The following is a 19,475-nucleotide window of genomic DNA, read 5'->3' as shown; positions in this document are numbered from 1 at the left end:
TCTGCTTGCATCGGCTTGCATATGCTTGCATGCGCTCGCTCAGCCTGCGCCCGCGCAGCGCTCGGTTTCTACGCGGTTCACCTCCGGCTCGCGTCCGGCTTGCATCCGGCGGCCCGCGGCCCCATGCCGGCGCTCATGAAGACGCCGCGAGCGCTCGTGATCCTTGCCGAGGGAGCCGAGGAGATGGAAACGACGATCATCGTCGATGTCCTGCGCCGCGCCGAGGTCGAGGTCGTCCTCGCCGGGCTCGATGGCCCGGGCCCGGTGCGCTGCAGCCGAGGCGTGCGCCTCGTGCCGGACGCGGATCTCTCGGCGGTGACGGGCGACTTCGACGTGGTGGTCCTCCCGGGCGGCAAGGGCGGGGCCGACCGGCTGGCCAGCTCGCCGGCCGTCGGGGAGCGCCTTCACGCGCAGGCGCAGGCGGGCCGCATCGTCGCGGCGATCTGCGCCGCGCCGATCGCGCTCGCGGCGCACGGGCTCTTCCAGGGCCGCAGGATGGCGTGCCACCCGTCCGTGAACGACGTGGTGTCGGCGCACGGCGAGCTCCTCACGAGCCCGGTCGTCGAGGACGGGCTGCTCGTCACGAGCCAGGGGCCGGGCACAGCCATGGCGTTCGCGCTCGCGCTCGTCGCGCGGCTCCGGGGCGAGGAGATCGCCGCGAAGGTGCGCGCGCCGATGATGCTGACGGCCTGAGCGAGATCGGCGCTCGGCTGGCCGAGTTTCCTCTAGGCTACCCAGGACGTCGGATCTGCTTTCCGCGTTCACGGAGGTCGAGATGAAGCTTATTTCCAGGAGCGCAATTGTCACCGGGGGTGGTCAGGGGATCGGTCGCGAGATCGCGAGAGACCTCATGAGTCGCGGCAGCAACGTGCTGCTCTTCGGCCGGACGGCGGCGAAGGTCGAGGCGGCGGCCGAGGAGCTGAACCGCGCGGCCGACGGCGCGGCGCGCGCGCTGCCCTTCCTGGGCGACGCGTCCCGCGCCGAGGACGTGTCGCGCGCCGTCGAGGCGGCGACGTCGGCGTTCGGATTGCCGGGGATCCTCGTGAACAACGCGGGGATCGCCACGCTCGCGCTCCTGACGGACCTGCCGGAGGAGGATTTCGACAGCGTCCTCGACACCAACCTGAAGGGCCCCTTCCTCTTCATGAAGGCGGTCGCCCGCGGCCTCATCGCCGCGAAGCAGCCGGGCGCCTTCGTCAACATCAGCTCCATCAACCAGGTGCTGGCGACCGACGGCATGTCGCATTACTGCGCCTCCAAGGCGGCCCTCGCGCAGCTCACCAAGGTGGCCGCGTCCGAGCTCGGGCGCCACGGCATCCGGGTGAACGTGGTGGCGCCGGGGCTCATCCGGACGCCGCTCGTCGACGGCATCGGATTCACGGCGGGGCTCAGCGCCCAGAGGTTCCTCGAGCGCACGCCGCTCGGTCGGATCGGGGAGACGACCGACGTGGCGCCCGTGGTCTCGTTCCTCTGCAGCGAGGAGGCGCGCTGGATCACCGGCGATACGGTGTTCGTCGACGGCGGGAACAACCTCCACGGCCTGCACAGCTACTGGGACACGATGAACGCCAGCCGCTGAGACCCGCGCGTCTCCGAAGGGGGCTTCTCCGGACCGGCACCCTCGGGCTCTGGCGCCGTGATGGGCGGGGGCCTGCGCCCGTCCGGCGACCTACCGCCGCCCTTCCCCTTCGTTTGCCGGATCACTGTCGCCCGCGGATGGCCTTATACTCCGCCGCGTGCTGCCGCTGCTCGCCCTGACCGTCATCGTCGTGCTGTGCCTTGGCTACCGTTTTTACGGGCGGATCGTCGCGCGCAACTACGCGCTCGACGACGGCGCCGTGACGCCCGCGGTGAAGGTGAACGACGGCGAGGACTACGTCCCCACGAAGCCGTTCTACCTCTTCGGGCAGCACTTCAGCGCCATCGCCGCCGCCGGGCCGATCGCGGGCCCCATCCTCGCCGGCCAGGCGTTCGGGTGGCTCCCGTGCATCCTCTGGATCGCCATCGGCGTCGTGTTCATCGGCGCGGTGCACGACTTCTCCGCGCTCATCGCGAGCGTCCGCCACGAGGCGGAGAGCGTCGCCGAGATCGCGAAGCGGCACATCGGCCGGCGCGCCTGGCTGTCGATGATGATCTTCATCTGGCTCGCGCTGTCCTACGTGATCGTCGCCTTCACGGACATCACGGCGAGCACCTTCGTCGGCAAGACCGAGGAGTTCGAGGGCGGTACGTTCCAGTTCAACCCCGGCGGCGCCGTCGCCGCGGCGAGCGCCGCCTACCTCGGCCTCTCCATCGTCATGGGCGTCGTCGAGCGGTACCTCAAGCCGCCGCTCTGGCTCACCACGCTCCTCTTCGTGCCCGCAACGCTCGGCGTCGTCTGGCTCGGCACGAAGATCTCGACGGCGTTCGTCCTGCCGCTCGACAACCCGCAGCGCGCGTTCGGCCTCATCATCCTCGTCTACTGCCTCATCGCCTCGCTCCTGCCGGTCTGGCTGCTCCTCCAGCCGCGCGGCTACCTGGGTGGGTTCGTCCTCTACATCGCGCTCGCGGTCGGCGTGATCGGGATCTTCTTCGGGAACCTCCGTTACCCGGGGGAGTTCGAGCTGCGCCAGCCCGCGTTCACCACGTTCAACGCCGGCGGCGCGACCGGCATGCTCTTCCCGTTCCTGTTCGTCACCATCGCCTGCGGCGCCTGCTCGGGCTTCCACGGGCTCGTCTGCTCGGGGACGACGTCGAAGCAGATCTCGAAGGAGACGCACACCCACCCGGTGGGCTACGGCGCGATGCTGGCCGAGGCGTTCGTCGCGCTGATCGCGCTCGCGACGCTCGTCATCGTGGCGCAGGGGACGAAGCTGGGCGGGCCGGGCAAGATCTACGGCGACGGGATCGGCAAGTTCCTCACCGTCATCATCGGCAAGGAGCACTTCCTGTTCGCCGCGACGTTCGGCGCCATGGCGTTCTCCACCTTCGTGTTCGACACGCTCGACGTCTCGACGCGCCTCAGCCGCTACATCCTCCAGGAGCTCTTCAACTGGAAGGGGCGCGTGGTGTCCGCGGCCGCGACGGCGATCTCGCTGGCGCCGCCCACGCTGTTCATCATGACCGCGCGCCCGCCCGCGCCCGGCGTGCGGCCCGCGTACCTCGACTTCTGGACGCTGTTCGGCACGAGCAACCAGCTGCTCGCGGCGCTGACGCTCCTCGCGGTCACCGTCTGGCTGCACCGCGAGAAGCGGCGCATCTGGTACACGGCGATCCCGATGGTGTTCGTCATGACGATCACGGTGTGGGCCCTCATCCTCCAGGTGCGGACCGCGTTCGCCGCCGTGCGGACCGAGGGGCTCGCGCTGAACGCGACGACGCTGAACGGCGTCGTGGGGCTCGCGCTGATCGGGCTCGCGGTGTCGCTGATGGTCGAGGCGGTGAAGGCGCTGAAGAACGGCCCCGCCGCCGAGCCGGCGCCCGGGCCAGGGGCGCTGACGCGGTAGCGCTCACCCCGCCGCGGCGCGCTCCCGCAGGCGCGACTCGGCAAGCCGCTCGGCGGCGAGCTGGGGCGAGACGCCGTCGCTCGCCGCCATCTCGAGGACCCTGAGGACCGTGTCGTAGATCGCCTGGACGCGCCGGTGGACCTCGGCGCGGGACCAGCCGAAGAGATCCGCGCCGCCGCTCAGCACGCCGCCTGCGTTGGCCACGACGTCGGGGACGTAGACGACGCCGCGCGCGGCGAGCGCGTCGCCGTGGCGCGGCTCGAGGAGCTGGTTGTTGGCCGCGCCCGCGACGATCTCGGCCCTCAGCTCCTGCACGGCGCGGTCGTCGAGGACGCCGCCGAGCGCGCACGGGGCGAAGATGTCGGCCTGGGCCGAGGTGATCGCGCCCGGCGGCACCACCGTGGCGCCGAGCGCGGCGGCGACGTGGCGGGCGCGATCCGGGTCGACGTCCGCGACGAGCAGCCGCGCGCCCAACCGGTGGAGCTCGGCCGCGAGCCGGCCGCCGACGCTGCCGCAGCCCTGGAGCGCGACGGTCCGGCCCGCGAGCTCGTCGCTGCCCCACCGGTGGCGGGCCCCGGCCTGGATCGCGCGGAGCACGCCCCGCGCGGTCCACGGCGACGGGTCGCCGCCCTCGCCGGCGAGGCCCTTCACGTGGCGCGTCTCGCGCCGGATGAGCTCCATGTCCGCGGGGGTGGTGCCCACGTCCTCGCCCGTGATGAACCTGCCGCCGAGGCGCTCGATGAAGCGCCCGTGCGCGCGGAACAGCCGCTCCCGGTCGAGCGGCTCCGCGCCGCCGCGGAGGACGACCGCCTTGCCGCCGCCGACGTCCATCCCGGCGAGCGCGTTCTTGTAGGTCATGCCGCGCGACAGGCGCAGCGCGTCCACGAGCGCCTCCTCGTCGCTCGCGTACCCGAGGAGCCGCGTCCCGCCGAGCGCCGGGCCCAGCGCGGTGCTGTGGATCGCGATGATCGCGCGGTATCCGGCGGGCTCGTCCGCGCAGAACAGCACCTGCTCGTGCCCCATGGCGGCGATCGTCTCGAAAAAATTCATACTTCGCGCTGAGCTTACCAGGTGGAGCAGGCGAGCCCGCCACGCGCACGGCCGTGTCAGGCTGACGATCGAGATGAGCCGGACCGTGACGCTCGCGTCCGCGAGCACAGCCATCGCTCTCAGTGATCGTAAATTCGTACCGTGACCGCTAGCCCGTCATGGGCACGACCGAGATCGCTCTCGACGCCCCTCGGGTTCTCGAACGACCCGTTCTCGTCGAATACGAGACATACGAGATGTCGCACGTCTGTGTGCTTCTTGTACTTGTTTGCATCCACGATGAGTTGCTCTCCGAGGTCCTTGGTAGAGAGCGATTTGCCGGCGTGCTTTAGCTCGATTGCCAGCCGATAGCGAGGTAATACGAAGTCGATTCGTGAAGCGCTTCCCGCATAGCTGGGGGTCCACTCTTCTCTGCGTACGTCGTCGAAGAATAAGCGCAGTAGCGAGTGGATCAGATCCTGGGCGTCGTACTCGTCGTTGACCTCCAGTGTGTGTCGGTTGCCGTGACGGCGTTTCAGCTGCCGACGCACCTCGCGAAAGCGCTCCCCGACGGTGAGCACGACCTTGACGGAGTCCAGGCTGGAACCTGCGAAGTCTAACCTCTGGCCGGAGTGCTTGGTCTCCAGCGTTCCATCCAGCAAGAGCCGCGTGAGCCGCGCGATGAGCGACGTCTTCTCCGTTACAGATCTTCGAATGTCACCGTGCAAATCTTTCTTGAACCGATCGGCCTCCTCCGCCCCCGTTAGAAAGTGGCGAAAGTGGAATCCGTTCAGGAGGCCGATGCTCTTGAGCTTCGGATGATCGGCAAAGTCGTGGCCGTAGCCGAGCGTAACGACGTCATCGAGATCGATCTTCCGATGATCGGAGTGGTGCGACGGAGCTTCTTCGCTAAAGAGGTAGGCATAGCGGTTGGCGAGTGCACGGAAGCCGAAGTCGGCGGAATTCATGTTCCAGTGGACTAGCCTGGCGTCGGCATGTTTCTGCAAAAAGGAGAAATAGTTGTTTAGTACGTATTTCTCTCGTTCTGTGCTTTCGGAGGAGCGGTCTATTACAGAGTAGACGATGACTTCGCCGGAATTCACGCCTTCAAGTGCGATCGCGGATATGCTCGGCGGCTTGTCGCGAACCTCGTAAAAATCCTCGCAGGCGTAGTGGATCGCGTAGATGAGCGATCCTGTGTCTCGCAGGCTCCTCAGCTCGTTGATGATTGAGTCGAACGTGCGATCCATCGTTGTTTCCTGCGCTCTTACACTGCGATGAAGGTGCGCTCCGGTAGAAGGAGCGCCGTTAGCGGACCATCGGCCATGCCGCAGCCCGTATCGATGCAGATTAGATTGGTGCTTTGATAGGGCTCGCCGCGCGCCTGGGGGTAGTGCCCACATACGACGAGCGGCCTTGGAAATCTCTCGGCCATGAAGATGCGTGAGCCGGCGCCATGGGCGAGCGCATCTCGCGAACGGATTTCTGGGCGCTCCGGATCGAAGCCGGCGTGAGCAATCAAGACCTCCTCCTCTTCCCAGCACGCATTCAGTCGCTCAAAGAAATCTCTGTGCTCGGGCGGAAATGCGCGAATGAACGCATGGTGTACGTCGCCTCGCGTTTCGCCCAGATAGGAGTGCAGCGTCGAGACGCCGCCCAGCTTTGCGAAAGCCGCAAAGTCCCCGCCGCGGAGGTACCTCAACAGAGCGAGATCGTGATTGCCGGCCAAGAAGTGGTACCGCCTCGGCTCGCGCTTCGATCGACAGATGAGCTCCTCGACGACCTCGGCGCTGTGCGGAGCCCCGTCGACGTAGTCGCCGACAAATACCATGGTGCGCTCGGACGGCTCCAGCCGATCGAGCATCTCCCGAAGCCTGCGCGCGTCGCCATGCACGTCACCGATCACGGCCAGCGGCTTCACGGCGCGACCCAGTCTGAAGGCGCAAGAGCGTACTCGATCGTCCCGCCATCCATGAGCAGACGGACGGCGAGGTCGGACGCCATCGGGAAGCGACGGTGCCAGCTCACGGCCAGGGCCTCGAGGCTCCCGAAGGCGTTCTTCGCACGGCCGCCGAGATGTTCGTCGAGCAGGACGAGCGCCTGCTTCCAGCGCATCTCCGCTGTCGTAGGGGATTGAGAGCGCTCGAAGAGCGCGGGGATCCGTCCGTCGCCGAGTATTGACGCAACCTGCCGCATGGCGAACGCTGGGCGTCCCTGCGACGCGCAGCGCAAATAGAGCAGCGAGCGCAGGATGAAGAGCGCAACGCGCAGGAACGCCGTCGGGCAGCGGGCCCGCTGCTCCTGCGGGACGTCGAGCACGGCAGAAGCCGCGCGCACGCCCTCCAGCACTCGGGCATAGTCAGGCTCATGCCACGCTCCGAGAGCGCTCCGTAAGGCTCCGGTGCGATCTCGGAGCACACGCCCCTCCGTGCGCAAATGGAGAACGAACAAGCTGCCACGTGTGGCCAGCTCGCGCAGGTGCTCCTCGGTATACACCGTCACCGACAACCTGCCGCTCTCGATCGCGGCGCGCGGGCGCTCATCGAGAGCCAAGAGGTCAACATCGGAGACGCCCCCGGCGTCGCCTCGCGCGACGCTGCCATAGAGCATGACTGCGGGGAACGACTCACACAGTGCCCGCACGTCCGGCAGATCGTCGAGGGAGGAGAACGACGCGGAGCTCAGGGTAGCAGCTTGCATGCGGGCATGCTCCAAACGCGACTACGATACCCTTGGGCCTCTCGGCGCGCAAAGCCTTCGCGGGTCGGGCCTCTCCCTCCGGGCCTGTGCTGGATGGCCGGGCGACCGCGTCCGAAAATGGCCAGCCGCGCGCCGGTCGCCGGGCTAGTTCCCACGGAGCATGCAGCTCGACGACGACGTCTGCTACCGAGCGCTCCGCACCCGCGATGCGCGCTTCGACGGCCGATTCTTCACGGGGGTGCGATCGACGGGCATCTACTGCCGCCCCGTCTGCCCGGCGCGGACGCCGATGCGGGCGAGCTGCCGGTTCTTCGCGACCGCGGCCGCGGCGCAGGAAGCTGGCTTCCGTCCGTGCCTGCGCTGCCGCCCCGAGGCGTCACCGGGGACGCCGGCCTGGCTGGGCGCCTCGGCTACGGTCTCCCGCGCGCTCCGCCTCATCGCGGAGGGCGCGCTCGACGAGGCCGATGCTTCGGCCCTCGGGGCGCGCCTCGGCGTGGGGGAGCGCCACCTGCGGCGGCTCTTCCAACGGTACGTCGGCGCCTCCCCGCTCGCGGTGGCTCAGACCCGGCGCCTTCTGTTCGCGAAGAAGCTCCTCGACGAGACCGCGCTCTCCATGACGGAGGTGGCGCTCTCGTCGGGATTCTCGAGCGTCCGCCGCTTCAACGATGCGATCCGCGCGGCGTACGAGCGTGCGCCGCGTGAACTGCGCGCCGTGGCGACGCGGCGGGGTGGGGGAGCGGCGCGAGCGGATCGCAGCGTCCCGGAGATCGCGCTGCGCCTCCCGTTCCGCCCACCGTTCGACTGGGACGCCCTCGCGGGCTTCCTTGGTGCGCGCGCGATCCCCGGCGTGGAGGCGGCCGAGCACGGCGCATACCGCCGCACGGTGCGCGTCGCCGGCGGGCACGGCGTCGTCGAGGTGCGGCCTGCGCCCGGCGAGGCTTGCCTGGTCGCCCGGCTGTGGTTGCCTTGCACGGAGGGGCTCATCCGTGTGGTGGAGCGCCTGCGGCGGCTCTTCGATCTCGGCGCCGATCCGCAGGCGATCGCAGCGCGGTTGGGCGTTGATCCGCGGCTCGCCCCCCGGGTCCTCGCGATGCCGGGCGTGCGCGTGCCGGGCGCGTGGGACGGCTTCGAGCTCGCGGTGCGGGCGATCCTGGGCCAGCAGGTGAGCGTCCGCGCCGCGACGCAGCTCGCGGGGCGCCTCGTCGAGCGGCACGGCGAGCCGCTCGCTGTCCGCGGAGGCCTGCCCGAGGGCGCCGAGGGGCTCCGCTTCGTCTTCCCGGCGCCCGAGGCGCTCGCCGCGGCCGATCTGACGGATCTCGGCCTGCCGCGCGCCCGCGCCGCGACGATCACGGCGCTCGCGGCGCGCGTGGCCTCCGGCGAGGTCGCGCTCGACGCCTCGCGCGGCCTGGAGGAGACGGTGCGCGCGCTCTGCGCGGTCCCGGGCGTCGGCGCGTGGACCGCGCACTACATCGCGATGCGCGCGCTGCGCGAGCCGGACGCGTTCCCAGCCACGGATCTCGGCCTGCGGCGCGCGCTCGGCGGCGTCTCCGGCGCGGATCTCGCGGCCATGGCGGAGGCGTGGCGCCCGTGGCGGGCCTACGCCGCGGTGCTGTTGTGGACGGCGGACGCGCAGGGCGCGCGGCCCGCGGAGACGGAGGTGTCGAATGGATCTCTTGCTGGATGAGGTCGAGTCGCCGGTCGGGGTCATGCTGCTCGCGGCCGGCGGCGGCGCGGTCCACGGGCTCGATTTCGCGGACTGCGCGCCCCGCCTTCGCATGTTGCTGGAGGCGCGCTACGGCGCGGTCACGCTGCGCAGCGCCGCGGATCCGTACGGCCTGTCCGGCCGGCTGAGGGCCTACTGGCGCGGCGATCTCGGCGCGCTCTCAGGCATCCCGGTCGAGCCCGGCGGCACGCCGTTCCAGCGCCGCGTCTGGGCGGAGGTCCAGCGCATTCCTCCCGGCGCGACGCGCTCCTACGGCGAGGTCGCGGCGTCCCTCGGGCAGCCGTCGGCGTCCCGCGCGGTGGGCCTGGCGAACGGCAGGAACCCGGTCTGCCTGATCATCCCCTGCCACCGCGTCGTGGGCGCCCGCGGCGACCTCACGGGCTACGCGGGCGGCATCGAGCGCAAGCGGTGGCTGCTCGCGCACGAGGGCGCCTCAGGGGAAGCAGGAGAGCGGCTCGTCCGCCACTAGGAAGAAGCCGCACTCCGTCGTGTCGGAGCAGTCATAAAACGCGTCGAGCTCCTCGCCGCATTGGTCCTCGCACACTTTGTCGATGACCCCGCGGCAGCGCTCCACGACGCAGCAAGACGCCACGGCCAGGCTCCGCTGGCACATCCGCGACGTGCAGGCCTGGATCTGATGGTCGACGCAGCCGGCGCAGTCGAACGACACACCGCGGTACGAGCGGGGAGCCGTGGTGTCCGCATCGAAGCAGTCGTCGACACACGAGCTCACCGTGCACGCGTCGATGCACGGCTCCGTGTCGGCCGAGCACCGCGGGAGGTGGGTGTCCGGCAGCGCCTCGATCGGCTCCGCGCACGCCTTCACGGCGCACGTGCCGTCCTCCCCGCACTCGCTGAGGACGTCCCGGCAGCTCGCGCCGTCGCAGCAGGGCTCGCCGACCCCGCCGCACGCCGTGCAGACGCCGTCGATGCAGTCCCCCTCGCCGCAGGCCTCGCCGCACGCGCCGCAGTGGCGCTCGTCCTCGGCGAGGTCGACGCACGTGGACCCGCACAGCGCGAGGCCGTCCGCGCACGTGCACTGCCCGCCCACGCAGGTCGTGTCCGCGGGGCACGACGCCCCGCAGGCGCCGCAGTTCTCCGGATCGGACTGCACGTCGATGCAGTGGAACCCCGTGGCGGACTCGAGCGGACAGTAGCCCTGCCCGGCCGGGCACTCGCAGCGCCCGCTGACGCAGCGCGCGCCGTCGGCGCCGCAGAGGGCGCGGCCCTCGCCCTCGTCGGCCGTGCCGTCGCAGTTGTTGTCGGCGCCGTCGCACAGCTCGGCGAGCGTCGGGGCGTTGCGCGGATCGTCGTCGTCGCAGTCCGCGCCGCCGCAGATCAAGGGCAGCGCGTCGTCCCCGTCGCCGTCCAGCCCCTCGAAGACGCACTGCCGGAGCGACTCGTTGCAGCGCTCTTCCTGGGTGCACGGATCCGTGTCCGCGCAGTCGGCCGGCGTCGCGCACGCCTTGTCGTTGACGCAGGCGCCCCTCGCCCGATCACAGCGCCCGCCCGGACAGCGGGTGTCGTCCGCCTCCGACGCGCACCGGCCGCTGACGCAGCGGTCGATCGTACAGGGGACGCCGTCCGCGCAGTCCTGCGCGCTCTCGCAGGGATCGCCCGACCCTGGCCGCGGGGCGCCGCCGTCGCCGCCGTTGCAGCTCGCGAAGAGGAGCGCCGTCGACGCGACAAGCGAGGACAGACGAAAGAGGAAGGCGAACCGGCGTCTCAGCAGGGAGGTTTTCACGAGGGCGCTCCCGCGACGATAGGTTCGACCGCGACCTCCACTCAAGCCGAGCGCCGCTTTGCGACGGCGCGCCTCGAGGAGCGCCCCCGCCTACGGCTTCTTCGACCCCAGGAGCGCCGCGATCGTCGGATAGTCGCTGTCCTCGACGGCGCCCTGGATCACGCACGTCACCTGCCCGCTCGGCGCCGCGATGGCGTGGATCGGCAGCTCGGTCGTCTCCTTCACGCCGAGCGCCCGCAGCCACCCGGCCCGCTGGGGCCCGTCGGGCAGCCAGTACGAGGCGCGCACCCCCGTGCCCGGCTGCGCCTCCAGGAACCGCGACAGCTGCCGCTCGTCGTCGTCGATCGAGATGAACGCCAGGTCGACGAGCACGCCGGCCGCCCGCAGCTTCTGCTGCCACCCGAGCAGCCGAGGCATCTCCTCCAGGCACGGCTTGCACCACGCCGCCCAGAAGTTCACCCACACCCACTTGCCGACGCCGAACCCGATGTTCGCCGGCAGCTTCTCCGCGCCGCTGGCGGCGACCGCCGTGAGCCCGCCCGCCGAGGGCGCAGGCCGCGGAGACTGCCCCGCGCACAGGAGCCGCGGCGCGGCCGGCGCCGCCGCCGTGGCGCTCGCCGGCGCCGTGGCGCTCGCGGGCGCCGCGGCCCCCGGCGCCGTCACCGCGTTGCTCCGCCCCTGGCCGGGCGTCGGGGGCGGCGGCAGATCGGCCTTCCTGTCCGCGTCGCACCCGCCCGCGAGCCCCGCGGCCACGGCGAGGGCCGCGAAGGCGCCCCGGAGGGCGCCGCTCTTCCTCGCGGGGCTCACAGCTGACAGTCCACCCACGAGACGAACGCGCTCCGGTTGATGGCCTCGGCCGTACATGCCTTGTTCTTGCGCGAGACGTTCCATTGGCAGTATTCCGCGCCGAGCTGCGCGAACTCGTTCCCGAGCCACAGCATCCCGACCTTCTTGTCCAGGTCCTGCTCCTTGAACTTGTCGGAGATGTCGAAGAACGCGCTGTTCGCGCGCTTGTGCGACAGCGTCCGGTTGAACTCCGGCGTCCCCGTCTTCGACGCGCGAGCGACGATGAAGAAATAGCGGGCGCCGCGCCGATCGAGCCACATCTCCTCGATCATCTTCTTGGCGTCGTCGTCGAGCTTCTCCGAGCCGTCGTCGAACATCACGACCCCGCCGCGCTGCCTCAGCGGCGTGAAGAGCGCGTTGAAGTCGTCGTCGCTGATCGACGCGAGCGTCTTCACGTCGGCCGGCTGGCACCCGCGCCGCGCCTCCGCACCGACGAGGCCGCACGCGTTGAGCACCCGCTGCAGCACCGTCTTGAACGCGGGCGTGCAATACGGCGCCTCGGCGTCGTTGGCGATGGCCACGGCCGGCTTCACCGCCGCGGCCACACCCGTCTTCAGGCGCTGCGACGCGGCCTGCACCTCGCTGTGCACCGTCACCCCGGACGCGACAAGAAGCGCGCACCCGGCCACGATCCCGATGATCCCTGCGCCTCTCATGATCTCCTCACTTCGTCCGGAGCGCCGGCGCGAGCTGCCTTATCGCGTACGACATCCCGATGTCCGTATCTTCGTCGCAGAGCCGCGTCGTGCCCAGGAACATCTGTGGCGTCGAGACAGGGAGCTTGTTGTCCACGATGTAGCGGAGCATACGGTTCAGCCGCAGCGCCGTCTCCTTCGAGTCCATGCACGCGTCGAGCCCCGGCCAGCGCTGCCGGATCGCCGCCTGCACGTTGGCGGTGCCCGCGCCCGCCTTCGCGCCCTCGAGCAGCGTCTCCTGGTTGTCGTAGGCCCACTCGAGCACATCCATCGCCCGGTGATCGCTGCACAGGATGGCCTTCGAGAGGAGGCACGAGCCCGGGTGCACCGGCCGGTCGAGCATCCAGTTGCACTCGCTGTCCAGCGGGAAGAGCACCAGCGTCGTGTCGAGCTTCTCCCACACCCCCTCGGACACGAGCCGCTGGTGGAACGCCTTGCAGGTCGGGCAGAGCGGATCGACGAAGAGGGTCGCCGGCTGCACCGCGCCCGGGCGCGTCACGTGGAGCAGCGCCCCGTTCGGCTCGGTCGGCTTCTCGAGCTTGCCGCAGCCGGTCATGTAGCTCGCGTAGCTCGGCAGCGCGCTCGCGTAGAGCAGCGCCGGCGTCACCGTGCACACGGCGAGCGCGACGAGCCACCCCGGCAGGAGCAGCAGCGAGCCCACCCGGCGCGGGGGGCCGGCGGGCGCCGCGGCGGCGCCGCCCGGCCCGTCGACCCCGAGGGGCGCCCCGGGCACGGTGGGCCCCACCCCGACCGCGCCTGCCGACGAGGGCGCGCGCGGCGCCGCGCTGGACCAGGCCGCGGCGCGGGCCGCCCTGCGGTCCTCGAGGAACGCCCAGACGCCGCCGGCCGCGAGCAGCGCCGACGAGACGTACATGCCGACGCACGTCTTGCAGAACACCCCGAGGCGCACCGCCGAGATGGTCGCCATCAGGAGCGACACGGCGAGCGGCGTGAGGCCCGCGACGAACAGGAAGTGCGCCGCGCGCCGCGGCGCGTGCTGGGCCGAGAGCAGCACATAGAGCGCGAACGCCGCGAAGAACGCGAAAGCCCCGAGGGCGAACAGCGAGATGGGGATACCGCCCCAGAAGCTCTCGCGGAACAGGGCGGAGTAGGGGCTGTACATGGCCACGCGGCACGCGGTGTCGGCGCCCGCCTGCGCGCCGAGGCCCGGGACGAAGCTGCAGTGCAGGTCGTGGACCTGCCGGTCGAGGTGCCGGATGTAATCGAACGTCGATGAGGCGCTGAACGCGAGCCCCAGGAGCGACCCGCTGAGCGCGAGCGCCGCAGGCCCGCGAGGTCCACGACTGCCTGACATGGTCGAGTGGATTACGCGACGTCGGGCAACGCGTCAAATAAGGACGCCTGTGCGCGCGGGCGTCGCGCACGGGCGTCGCGCACGCGCACGCGCACGCGCACGTACACGAGCACGAGCACGAGCACGAGCACGAGCACGTGCTGCGCTGCGCTGAGCCCGCCGGCGGGCTTTGCCGAGCCCGCCGGCCCAGCGGCGCGCGGCACGAGGCGCTGGTCGGCGTTGCCCACGCGATCGGCCGCTGCTAGGAGCCGGCCCGGGGGATTCGGGATCCCAGAGCCAACCGATGACGACCTCTGCACCCGGCGCGGCGAGCGGCGGGCCCCTTCCTGTGAAGCTCGGTCCGTTCGATGCCGAGTTCCTCGCGGACCTCCCTTACGACCCCTCGGTGCTCTTCTTCGACGAGCTCCTCGAGGTGGACGCCGAGAAGAGCCTCGTGCGCTGTCGTATGCCGACCGACAGGCCGATGCCGCTCGTCGACGCGCAGCGGGCGCATCCGTTGCTGCACCCGCGCCACATTGCCGGCGGCATCATGGTGCACGCGACGGGGATGCTCGGCTTCGTGCACGCCTACCACCTGCTCGGGCTGCGCCACCGCGAGGGCTGGATCGGTTATGGCACCAACATTCACCGGGTGGTCTTTCGCAAGCTGGTCCAGCCGGGCGCGCCCATCGAGGCGACGTGCGTGGCGACGCGCTCCCGGCTCGGCGTCAAGCGGCACATGATCCGCTATTCGTTCGAGTTCCGTCACGAAGGCAGCGTCTGCTACGAGGGCGATCAGACCGCCGTGTGGATGCGCGTGCAGGACGTCCCAGCCACGGATTCCCGACCCGCGCTCGAGGACCCAGAGCGATCCCTTGCTTGACCCGCGCGTTCGTCTCGTCTACCGGCCCTCCCCATGCAGGATTTCGATGCAGGATCGATCGTCCCGTCCACACGCGATCTTCTCCAGGTGATCTCCACCCGCAGGAAGAACATGGCTCTTGTCGGGCTCGTTGGCTCGGAGGCGCCCGCGGAGGACGCGGCGCGGCTGCATGAGCTCAACATCTCCGCGCTCGCGTTCGCCGAGGCGGGGCCCGCCATGCAGGGGGCCGCGCGGGCGACGAGGACGGTGCCGTCGCTCTGCCTGTCGCGGGTGGGCGATCGCGACGGCGCGCTCGCGGCGCGCTACCACGAGGCGGACGGGGTCTGCATCGACGCGACGCTGCCGCTCGACGACTGGGACCGCCTCGCGAAGGGGGCGAGGACGATGCGTATGCTCCCGCTCGCGCTGGCGGAGAGCAAGGAGGGGGCCGAGGCCGCCGCGAAGGTCGGCGCGCGCGCGGTCCTGCTCCGGTGCGCGTCGGCGGACGCGGTGATCGAGGCCGTGGCGTCGCTCCCGAGGGCGCTCACCGTCGTCGCCGAGGTGCCCTCGGCCGACGCCGACGCGCTCCGCCGCCTCGTGGGCCACGTCGACGCGGCGATCGTCCCGCCGGGCGTCCACAAGTCGGCCGAGTTCCCGGCGCTCGTCGCCGAGGTCGATCCCTGAGCGCTGAAAGTTCGGGCCGCCCCTCGACGGCGCGGGCTCCCTCCTCCACGATCCGGCCTCGATGAGCAACGCTCACGGACTGGAAGAGCGGCGGCGCGCGCTCCGCGAAGGGGCGCTCGTGCAGGCCATGCCCGAGCTCGGGACGCTGATCGTCACCGGCTCGGACCGGCAGACCTGGTTGAACGGCCTGGTCACCTGCGATCTCGCGCCGCAGAAGCCGCTGCCCGCCGGGGCGAAGGCCGCGCCTCCCGCGGGCGGCGCGTACGGGCTCAACGTGGGGAAGACCGGGAAGATCTTCGCCGAGGTGTGGATCGTGATCGCGGCCGATCGCATCTACGTCGGCGCGCTGCGGGAGCGCGTCGAGCAGCTCCGCGAGCTCTTCGACCGCCACCTCATCATGGAGGACGCCGAGGTCCAGGACGCCTCCGGCGAGCACGCCTGGGTCTTCGCCCACGGCCCGCGGTCCGCCGATCTCGCGGCGGCCGGGCGCGCGGCCGGCGCCGAGGCCGCGATCGTCGACTGGACCGGCCTCGGGGGCGCGCTGCTCGTGGCGCCCCGGCAGGCCGAGGGCGCCGTCCTCGAGGCGCTCCTCGCCGGGGGCGAGGCCCGCGCTGTCCTGCCGGTGACGGCGGCGGCGTGGGAGGTGCTCCGGGTCGAGAACAACGTGCCGCGGTTCGGGGTCGACTTCGACGACCAGAACTTCCCGCAGGAGGCCTCGATCGAGGAGCGCGCCGTCTCGTTCAGCAAGGGGTGCTACCTGGGGCAGGAGACGGTGTTCATGCTCCAGGCGCGCGGCCACGCCAAGAAGCGGCTCGTGCAGCTCGCCGTCGAGGGGGAGGGCGGCGTGCCCGCGGGCGCGGAGATCGCGCTGCCCGACGGCGCGGCCGTCGGCGCCGTCACGAGCCAGGTCGAGGATCCGCGCGGGACAGGGCTGCTCGCGCTCGGCTACGTCAAATACAAACACGCCGTCCAGGGCACCGCGCTCCGCGTCGCCGGCCGGGCGGCCGAGATCACGCGCGCGCCGAGGGCGGGGGGCGGGGCAGGGGTGGGGGGCGGGGCAGGGGTGGGGGGCGGGGCAGGTCGGGCCAAGATCTAGTGCCCCGCCGTCGCGGACGGACGGCGGGCCAGAGGAGCGCGGATAAGCGATCTCACGGGAAGATCTCGCGCTCGCCATACACAGCGGCGAGCCGCTGCAGCGCCACGGCATAGGCGGCGAGGCGCAGCGTGCACTTCTTCTGCCGCGCCAGCTCGGTCACCTCGCGGTAAGCACGCTTCATGGCCTTCTCGAGGCGGGAGTCGACCTCCTCGAGCGTCCATGTCTCCGAGCGCTTGTTCTGCACCCACTCGTAGTAGCTCACCGTGACGCCGCCCGAGTTGGCGAGGATGTCGGGCAGGATATGGATCCCGCGCTCCAGGAGGATCTTCTCCCCCTCGGGCGTGCACGGCCCGTTCGCGCCCTCGGCCACGAGGCGGACCTGCAGCCAGCTCGCCTCCTCCACGCCGACCTGGTTCTCCAGGGCCGCCGGGATGAAGATGTCCGCCTTGAGCCGGAAGAACTCCTCTCGGCTGATCGGCTTGCCGGCAGGGTAGCCCGCGATCGAGCGGTTCTTCTTCACGTAATCCTGCAGCTTGTGCGGATTGAACCCTTCCGGATTGTAGAGATACCCCGTGTGATCGCCGACGGCGACGGTCGAGGCGCCGAGCTTCGACAGGAGCACGGCCGTGTTCGAGCCGACGTTGCCGAAGCCCTGCACGAGCAGCGTCGCGCCGCCGAGGTTCACGTCGTTGTCCTCGGCCCACTCGGTGATGCAGTGGACGACCCCCTGGCCCGTCGCCTTCTCGCGGCCGTACGTGCCGCCCGACGCCACCGGCTTGCCCGTCACGACGCCCTTCACAGCCTGCTTGAAGAGCTGGCCGACGGTGTTCATGTACGTGTCCATGGCCCAGGCCATGGTCTTCGCGTCGGTGCCCATGTCGGGAGCCGGGATGTCCGTCTCCGGGCCGATGTTTCCGCCGAGCGCATGGAAGAAGCGGCGGGTGATCCGCTGGAGCTCGGCGCGCGACACCTCGTTCGGGTTGAACTTGATTCCCCCCTTTCCGCCGCCGAGCGGCAGGTTCATGAGCGCGCACTTCCACGTCATCATCGCGGCCAGCGCCTTGAGGTCATCGAGCGATACCGTCTCATGGTATCGAATGCCCCCCTTGAACGGCCCGAGGAGGTTGTTGTGCTGGATCCTGTAACCCTTGAAGAGCCGGATGCTGCCGTCATCCATCCGTACAGGGAAATTGACGATGATCTCGTTCTTCGGCTGGCTCAGGATCGTGGTGATGTAACCCGGCAGCTCGATCAGCCGGGCAGCCTCGTCGAGATAACCCTGGACGACTTTGAAGAACTCGTATTTGTGCCTGTGGCTCGGAGCAGCAGGGACGCCCACAGGCGAAGTCGTGGTCTTGGTGCTGAGCTGTTCTTCCATGGCTATGTAACTTTCTAGTGCGCTGAGCCGTTCCGTTCAACGTCGGGCGCAACCATGCGATGCGTCATCGCGGCTCCGGACGGGCGGGGCGATGCGTCAGGCTGCCAGTGTGCGAGGAGGCGCCGCGTTGACGGCAGGAGAGCCGCGTCGGGGGCGAGGCCGCGGCGCGTGCGTGCGATGTGGGTGTCGCGCATCGATGGATGCGCGGTTCTTGGATGACGCACGGCGCACGGCGCGCCGCGCGCGACGCCGTTCAGGGCCTCGACCACAGGACATACAGATACGTGATGGTCCCGGTCACGAGCAGGGCATCGACGCGGTCGAGGATGCCGCCGTGGCCGGGCACGATCCCGCCAGAGTCCTTGATCCCGAAGGAGCGCTTGAACAGGGACTCCCCGAGGTCTCCCGCCTGACCGAGGCCGCCCGCGACGATCGCGAGCGCGAGCGCGTCCACGAGCGGCAGCGACCGGAGGAACCAGAAGTGAGCAAGGAGCGCGCCGATCACGGCGAAGAGCAGGCCGCCGAGCGCGCCCTCGACGGTCTTCTTCGGGCTCACGGCCTCGTAGAGCTTGCGCCGGCCGAGGAAGCGGCCTGCGAAATAGGCGCCGGTGTCGGAGAACCAGGAGAGCAGCATCGCCAGCACGACGAACGAGGGGCCGTCGGCGCCCCCGTCGCGGCGGAGGAGCGCCAGCGCGCCGAGCCCGCCGCCCACGTAGAGCGGGCCGAAGGTCATCGCCAGCACGCGCAGCGCCGCGGTGCGCATCTCGCCGAGGCGCACCAGCGTGACGAGCATCGCGACGAACGGGAGCAGGAAGATCAGCGCGAGGAGCGCGCCCGGCGAGCCGCTGAACCGCCAGATCACGCCGAGGACGGCGAGGGTGAGCGCGACGCCGATGGCCCGCGCGACGCGGTCGTCCGCGTGTGTCATCGCGAAGAACTCGAGCGCGCCGACGGCGGAGGCGACCGCGACGAGCGCCGCCCAGCCCCAGCTCGGGCCGAGGTAGAGGAGCGAGAGGAGCAGGGGAGCGGCCACGAGCGCGGTGAGGACCCGCATCGTGAGGTTGGAAGCAGCCAATCTCAGACCCCCGTCCGTGAGCCGTCGTGGGACCCGTGCGCGGCATGCGAGGCGGGCGCGGCGATCTCGCGCGCGCGCCACGGCCGCTCCGCGTCGAGCGCGCCCCGCGCGCTGGCCGGCTCCCCCCCGGCGCCGCCCTGCGCGCCGTGCGCGGGCGGCGGCGCGCCGTCGCGCCGCTGGTAGGCCGCGATGGCGGCGAACAGGTCGTCCTCGGTGAAGTCGGGCCACAGCCGCTCGGTGAACGACAGCTCGGCGTACGCGGCCCCGTAGAGCAGGAAGTTGGAGAGCCGCTGCTCGCCGCCGGTGCGGATGATGAGATCCGGCTCGCCGACGCTCAGGCTCGGCAGCCGCGCGGCGAGCAGCGCGCCGTCGATCGACTCCGGGTCGAGCCTGCCCGCGACCGCCTCCATCGCGAGCTCGCGCGCCGCGGCGGCGATCTCCTCGCGCGCGCCGTAGGACAGCGCCAGCGCGAGCGTCATCTGGCGGTTCGTCGCGGACGCCTTCCGGAGCGGGTCCAGCACGTCGCGCACGCCCTCGGGGAGCCGGCTGATGTCGCCGATCGCGACCAGGCGGATGTCGTTCTCGAGGATCTCGCAGCGCTCGCTCATCAGGTACTCGCGCAGCAGCCCCATCAGCGCGTCGACCTCGTTCCGGGGCCGCGCCCAGTTCTGCTCGCTGAACGCGTACAGCGTCAGCGCCTCGACGCCGAGCCTCCGGCAGACGCGCACGATCCGCCGCACGGCGGCGCTGCCGGCCTTGTGCCCGGCCTCGCGCGGCTCGCCGCGCAGCTCCGCCCAGCGACCGTTGCCATCCATGATGATTCCGACGTGGCGCGGGAGATTTCTGGCTTCTACGAGGTTCATC

The 19,475-nt window shown here is 70.8% G+C and carries 20 protein-coding genes; 8 read left to right on the top strand and 12 right to left on the bottom strand.

Features of this window, described 5'->3' with window-relative positions:
* The first annotated feature begins 135 nt into the window (after window positions 1-135).
* The 3 genes from WMF22_RS33805 to WMF22_RS33795 all read left to right on the top strand — a co-directional run bounded on the left by WMF22_RS33805 (window position 136) and on the right by WMF22_RS33795 (window position 3,485).
* Complete coding sequence (locus WMF22_RS33805; RefSeq protein WP_437294086.1) at window positions 136-693, top strand: DJ-1 family glyoxalase III; 558 nt, start codon at window positions 136-138, stop codon at window positions 691-693.
* 82 nt (window positions 694-775) lie between these two features.
* Entirely contained in the window at window positions 776-1,579 is an 804-nt protein-coding gene (locus tag WMF22_RS33800) for an SDR family NAD(P)-dependent oxidoreductase (RefSeq protein WP_437294085.1), read from the top strand.
* Window positions 1,580-1,736: 157 nt separating this feature from the next.
* Window positions 1,737-3,485, top strand: coding sequence for a carbon starvation CstA family protein (locus tag WMF22_RS33795; protein ID WP_437294083.1), 1,749 nt, complete (start codon window positions 1,737-1,739; stop codon window positions 3,483-3,485).
* A 3-nt stretch (window positions 3,486-3,488) separates the two neighbouring features.
* Here the strand turns inward: WMF22_RS33795 and WMF22_RS33790 are convergent, their stop codons facing one another.
* From WMF22_RS33790 to WMF22_RS33775, 4 genes are all read right to left on the bottom strand, one after another.
* Complete coding sequence (locus WMF22_RS33790; RefSeq protein WP_438032454.1) at window positions 3,489-4,535, bottom strand: Glu/Leu/Phe/Val dehydrogenase dimerization domain-containing protein; 1,047 nt, start codon at window positions 4,533-4,535, stop codon at window positions 3,489-3,491.
* A gap of 119 nt (window positions 4,536-4,654) precedes the next feature.
* A complete protein-coding gene (locus WMF22_RS33785; protein WP_438032453.1) occupies window positions 4,655-5,764 on the bottom strand; it encodes a hypothetical protein in 1,110 nt (369 codons plus the stop codon).
* Window positions 5,765-5,781: 17 nt separating this feature from the next.
* Window positions 5,782-6,435 (bottom strand): metallophosphoesterase family protein, encoded by a 654-nt coding sequence (locus tag WMF22_RS33780; protein WP_437294080.1) that lies wholly within the window; start codon window positions 6,433-6,435, stop codon window positions 5,782-5,784.
* Window positions 6,432-7,214, bottom strand: a complete 783-nt coding sequence (locus WMF22_RS33775; protein ID WP_437294079.1) for a hypothetical protein — start codon at window positions 7,212-7,214, stop codon at window positions 6,432-6,434. The genes WMF22_RS33780 and WMF22_RS33775 overlap by 4 nt, the downstream gene beginning before the upstream one ends.
* Before the next feature lie 160 nt (window positions 7,215-7,374).
* Between WMF22_RS33775 and WMF22_RS33770 the strand changes: the two genes are divergently transcribed.
* Window positions 7,375-8,898, top strand: coding sequence for an AlkA N-terminal domain-containing protein (locus tag WMF22_RS33770; RefSeq protein ID WP_438032452.1), 1,524 nt, complete (start codon window positions 7,375-7,377; stop codon window positions 8,896-8,898).
* The gene (locus tag WMF22_RS33765) at window positions 8,879-9,406 is read left to right on the top strand and encodes a methylated-DNA--[protein]-cysteine S-methyltransferase (RefSeq protein ID WP_438032451.1); all 528 of its coding nucleotides are present in this window, start codon (window positions 8,879-8,881) and stop codon (window positions 9,404-9,406) included. Before WMF22_RS33770 ends, WMF22_RS33765 begins: the two co-directional genes overlap by 20 nt.
* On the opposite strand, the gene WMF22_RS33760 is transcribed toward WMF22_RS33765, so the two are convergent.
* The 5 genes from WMF22_RS33760 to WMF22_RS33740 form a co-directional block, all read right to left on the bottom strand.
* Window positions 9,371-10,681, bottom strand: coding sequence for a MopE-related protein (locus tag WMF22_RS33760; RefSeq protein WP_438032450.1), 1,311 nt, complete (start codon window positions 10,679-10,681; stop codon window positions 9,371-9,373). The genes WMF22_RS33765 and WMF22_RS33760 overlap by 36 nt on opposite strands.
* A gap of 90 nt (window positions 10,682-10,771) precedes the next feature.
* Complete coding sequence (locus tag WMF22_RS33755) at window positions 10,772-11,488, bottom strand: thioredoxin-like domain-containing protein (protein ID WP_438032449.1); 717 nt, start codon at window positions 11,486-11,488, stop codon at window positions 10,772-10,774.
* Entirely contained in the window at window positions 11,485-12,183 is a 699-nt protein-coding gene (locus WMF22_RS33750; RefSeq protein WP_437294074.1) for a hypothetical protein, read from the bottom strand. Before WMF22_RS33750 ends, WMF22_RS33755 begins: the two co-directional genes overlap by 4 nt.
* A gap of 7 nt (window positions 12,184-12,190) precedes the next feature.
* Complete coding sequence (locus tag WMF22_RS33745) at window positions 12,191-13,537, bottom strand: vitamin K epoxide reductase family protein (protein ID WP_438032448.1); 1,347 nt, start codon at window positions 13,535-13,537, stop codon at window positions 12,191-12,193.
* Window positions 13,538-13,548: 11 nt separating this feature from the next.
* Entirely contained in the window at window positions 13,549-13,764 is a 216-nt protein-coding gene (locus tag WMF22_RS33740) for a hypothetical protein (protein WP_438032447.1), read from the bottom strand.
* A 56-nt stretch (window positions 13,765-13,820) separates the two neighbouring features.
* Here WMF22_RS33740 and WMF22_RS33735 point away from each other — a divergent pair, with 56 nt between their 5' ends.
* The 3 genes from WMF22_RS33735 to ygfZ all read left to right on the top strand — a co-directional run bounded on the left by WMF22_RS33735 (window position 13,821) and on the right by ygfZ (window position 16,158).
* Window positions 13,821-14,399: a hypothetical protein gene (locus WMF22_RS33735; RefSeq protein ID WP_437294072.1), complete on the top strand. Its 579-nt coding sequence runs from the start codon at window positions 13,821-13,823 to the stop codon at window positions 14,397-14,399.
* Window positions 14,400-14,510: 111 nt separating this feature from the next.
* Entirely contained in the window at window positions 14,511-15,062 is a 552-nt protein-coding gene (locus tag WMF22_RS33730) for a hypothetical protein (protein WP_438032446.1), read from the top strand.
* A gap of 61 nt (window positions 15,063-15,123) precedes the next feature.
* Window positions 15,124-16,158 carry a CAF17-like 4Fe-4S cluster assembly/insertion protein YgfZ gene (gene ygfZ / locus WMF22_RS33725; RefSeq protein ID WP_438032445.1) on the top strand — a complete coding sequence of 345 codons (1,035 nt, stop codon included), beginning with the start codon at window positions 15,124-15,126 and terminating at the stop codon, window positions 16,156-16,158.
* Between the two features lie 52 nt (window positions 16,159-16,210).
* Here ygfZ and WMF22_RS33720 read toward each other — a convergent pair whose 3' ends face one another.
* The 3 genes from WMF22_RS33720 to uppS form a co-directional block, all read right to left on the bottom strand.
* The gene (locus WMF22_RS33720) at window positions 16,211-17,536 is read right to left on the bottom strand and encodes a Glu/Leu/Phe/Val family dehydrogenase (protein WP_437294057.1); all 1,326 of its coding nucleotides are present in this window, start codon (window positions 17,534-17,536) and stop codon (window positions 16,211-16,213) included.
* A gap of 253 nt (window positions 17,537-17,789) precedes the next feature.
* Window positions 17,790-18,611, bottom strand: coding sequence for a phosphatidate cytidylyltransferase (locus tag WMF22_RS33715; RefSeq protein ID WP_438032444.1), 822 nt, complete (start codon window positions 18,609-18,611; stop codon window positions 17,790-17,792).
* A 2-nt stretch (window positions 18,612-18,613) separates the two neighbouring features.
* On the bottom strand, window positions 18,614-19,474 hold the full coding sequence (gene uppS, locus WMF22_RS33710; RefSeq protein WP_437301644.1) for a polyprenyl diphosphate synthase: 861 nt from the start codon (window positions 19,472-19,474) through the stop codon (window positions 18,614-18,616).
* Between the last annotated feature and the right edge of the window lies 1 nt (window position 19,475).

It is taken from the genome of Sorangium sp. So ce204 (genome assembly GCF_051526795.1).
Taxonomy (GTDB): domain Bacteria; phylum Myxococcota_A; class Polyangia; order Polyangiales; family Polyangiaceae; genus Sorangium; species Sorangium cellulosum_B.
The sequence above is the reverse complement of the archived record's forward strand: the minus strand, read 5'-3'. Positions and strand labels throughout refer to the sequence as shown.

What these genes read in the sequence shown, in the direction of transcription:
- WMF22_RS33735 (WP_437294072.1), top strand. Translation starts at nt 13,821, where the DNA reads ATGACGACCTCTGCACCCGGCGCGGCGAGCGGCGGGCCCCTTCCTGTG.
- WMF22_RS33790 (WP_438032454.1), bottom strand. Translation starts at nt 4,535, where the DNA reads ATGAATTTTTTCGAGACGATCGCCGCCATGGGGCACGAGCAGGTGCTG.
- WMF22_RS33745 (WP_438032448.1), bottom strand. Translation starts at nt 13,537, where the DNA reads ATGTCAGGCAGTCGTGGACCTCGCGGGCCTGCGGCGCTCGCGCTCAGC.
- WMF22_RS33750 (WP_437294074.1), bottom strand. Translation starts at nt 12,183, where the DNA reads ATGAGAGGCGCAGGGATCATCGGGATCGTGGCCGGGTGCGCGCTTCTT.
- WMF22_RS33770 (WP_438032452.1), top strand. Translation starts at nt 7,375, where the DNA reads ATGCAGCTCGACGACGACGTCTGCTACCGAGCGCTCCGCACCCGCGAT.
- WMF22_RS33785 (WP_438032453.1), bottom strand. Translation starts at nt 5,764, where the DNA reads ATGGATCGCACGTTCGACTCAATCATCAACGAGCTGAGGAGCCTGCGA.
- WMF22_RS33720 (WP_437294057.1), bottom strand. Translation starts at nt 17,536, where the DNA reads ATGGAAGAACAGCTCAGCACCAAGACCACGACTTCGCCTGTGGGCGTC.
- WMF22_RS33765 (WP_438032451.1), top strand. Translation starts at nt 8,879, where the DNA reads ATGGATCTCTTGCTGGATGAGGTCGAGTCGCCGGTCGGGGTCATGCTG.
- WMF22_RS33800 (WP_437294085.1), top strand. Translation starts at nt 776, where the DNA reads ATGAAGCTTATTTCCAGGAGCGCAATTGTCACCGGGGGTGGTCAGGGG.
- WMF22_RS33775 (WP_437294079.1), bottom strand. Translation starts at nt 7,214, where the DNA reads ATGCAAGCTGCTACCCTGAGCTCCGCGTCGTTCTCCTCCCTCGACGAT.
- ygfZ (WP_438032445.1), top strand. Translation starts at nt 15,124, where the DNA reads ATGAGCAACGCTCACGGACTGGAAGAGCGGCGGCGCGCGCTCCGCGAA.
- uppS (WP_437301644.1), bottom strand. Translation starts at nt 19,474, where the DNA reads ATGAACCTCGTAGAAGCCAGAAATCTCCCGCGCCACGTCGGAATCATC.
- WMF22_RS33805 (WP_437294086.1), top strand. Translation starts at nt 136, where the DNA reads ATGAAGACGCCGCGAGCGCTCGTGATCCTTGCCGAGGGAGCCGAGGAG.
- WMF22_RS33730 (WP_438032446.1), top strand. Translation starts at nt 14,511, where the DNA reads ATGGCTCTTGTCGGGCTCGTTGGCTCGGAGGCGCCCGCGGAGGACGCG.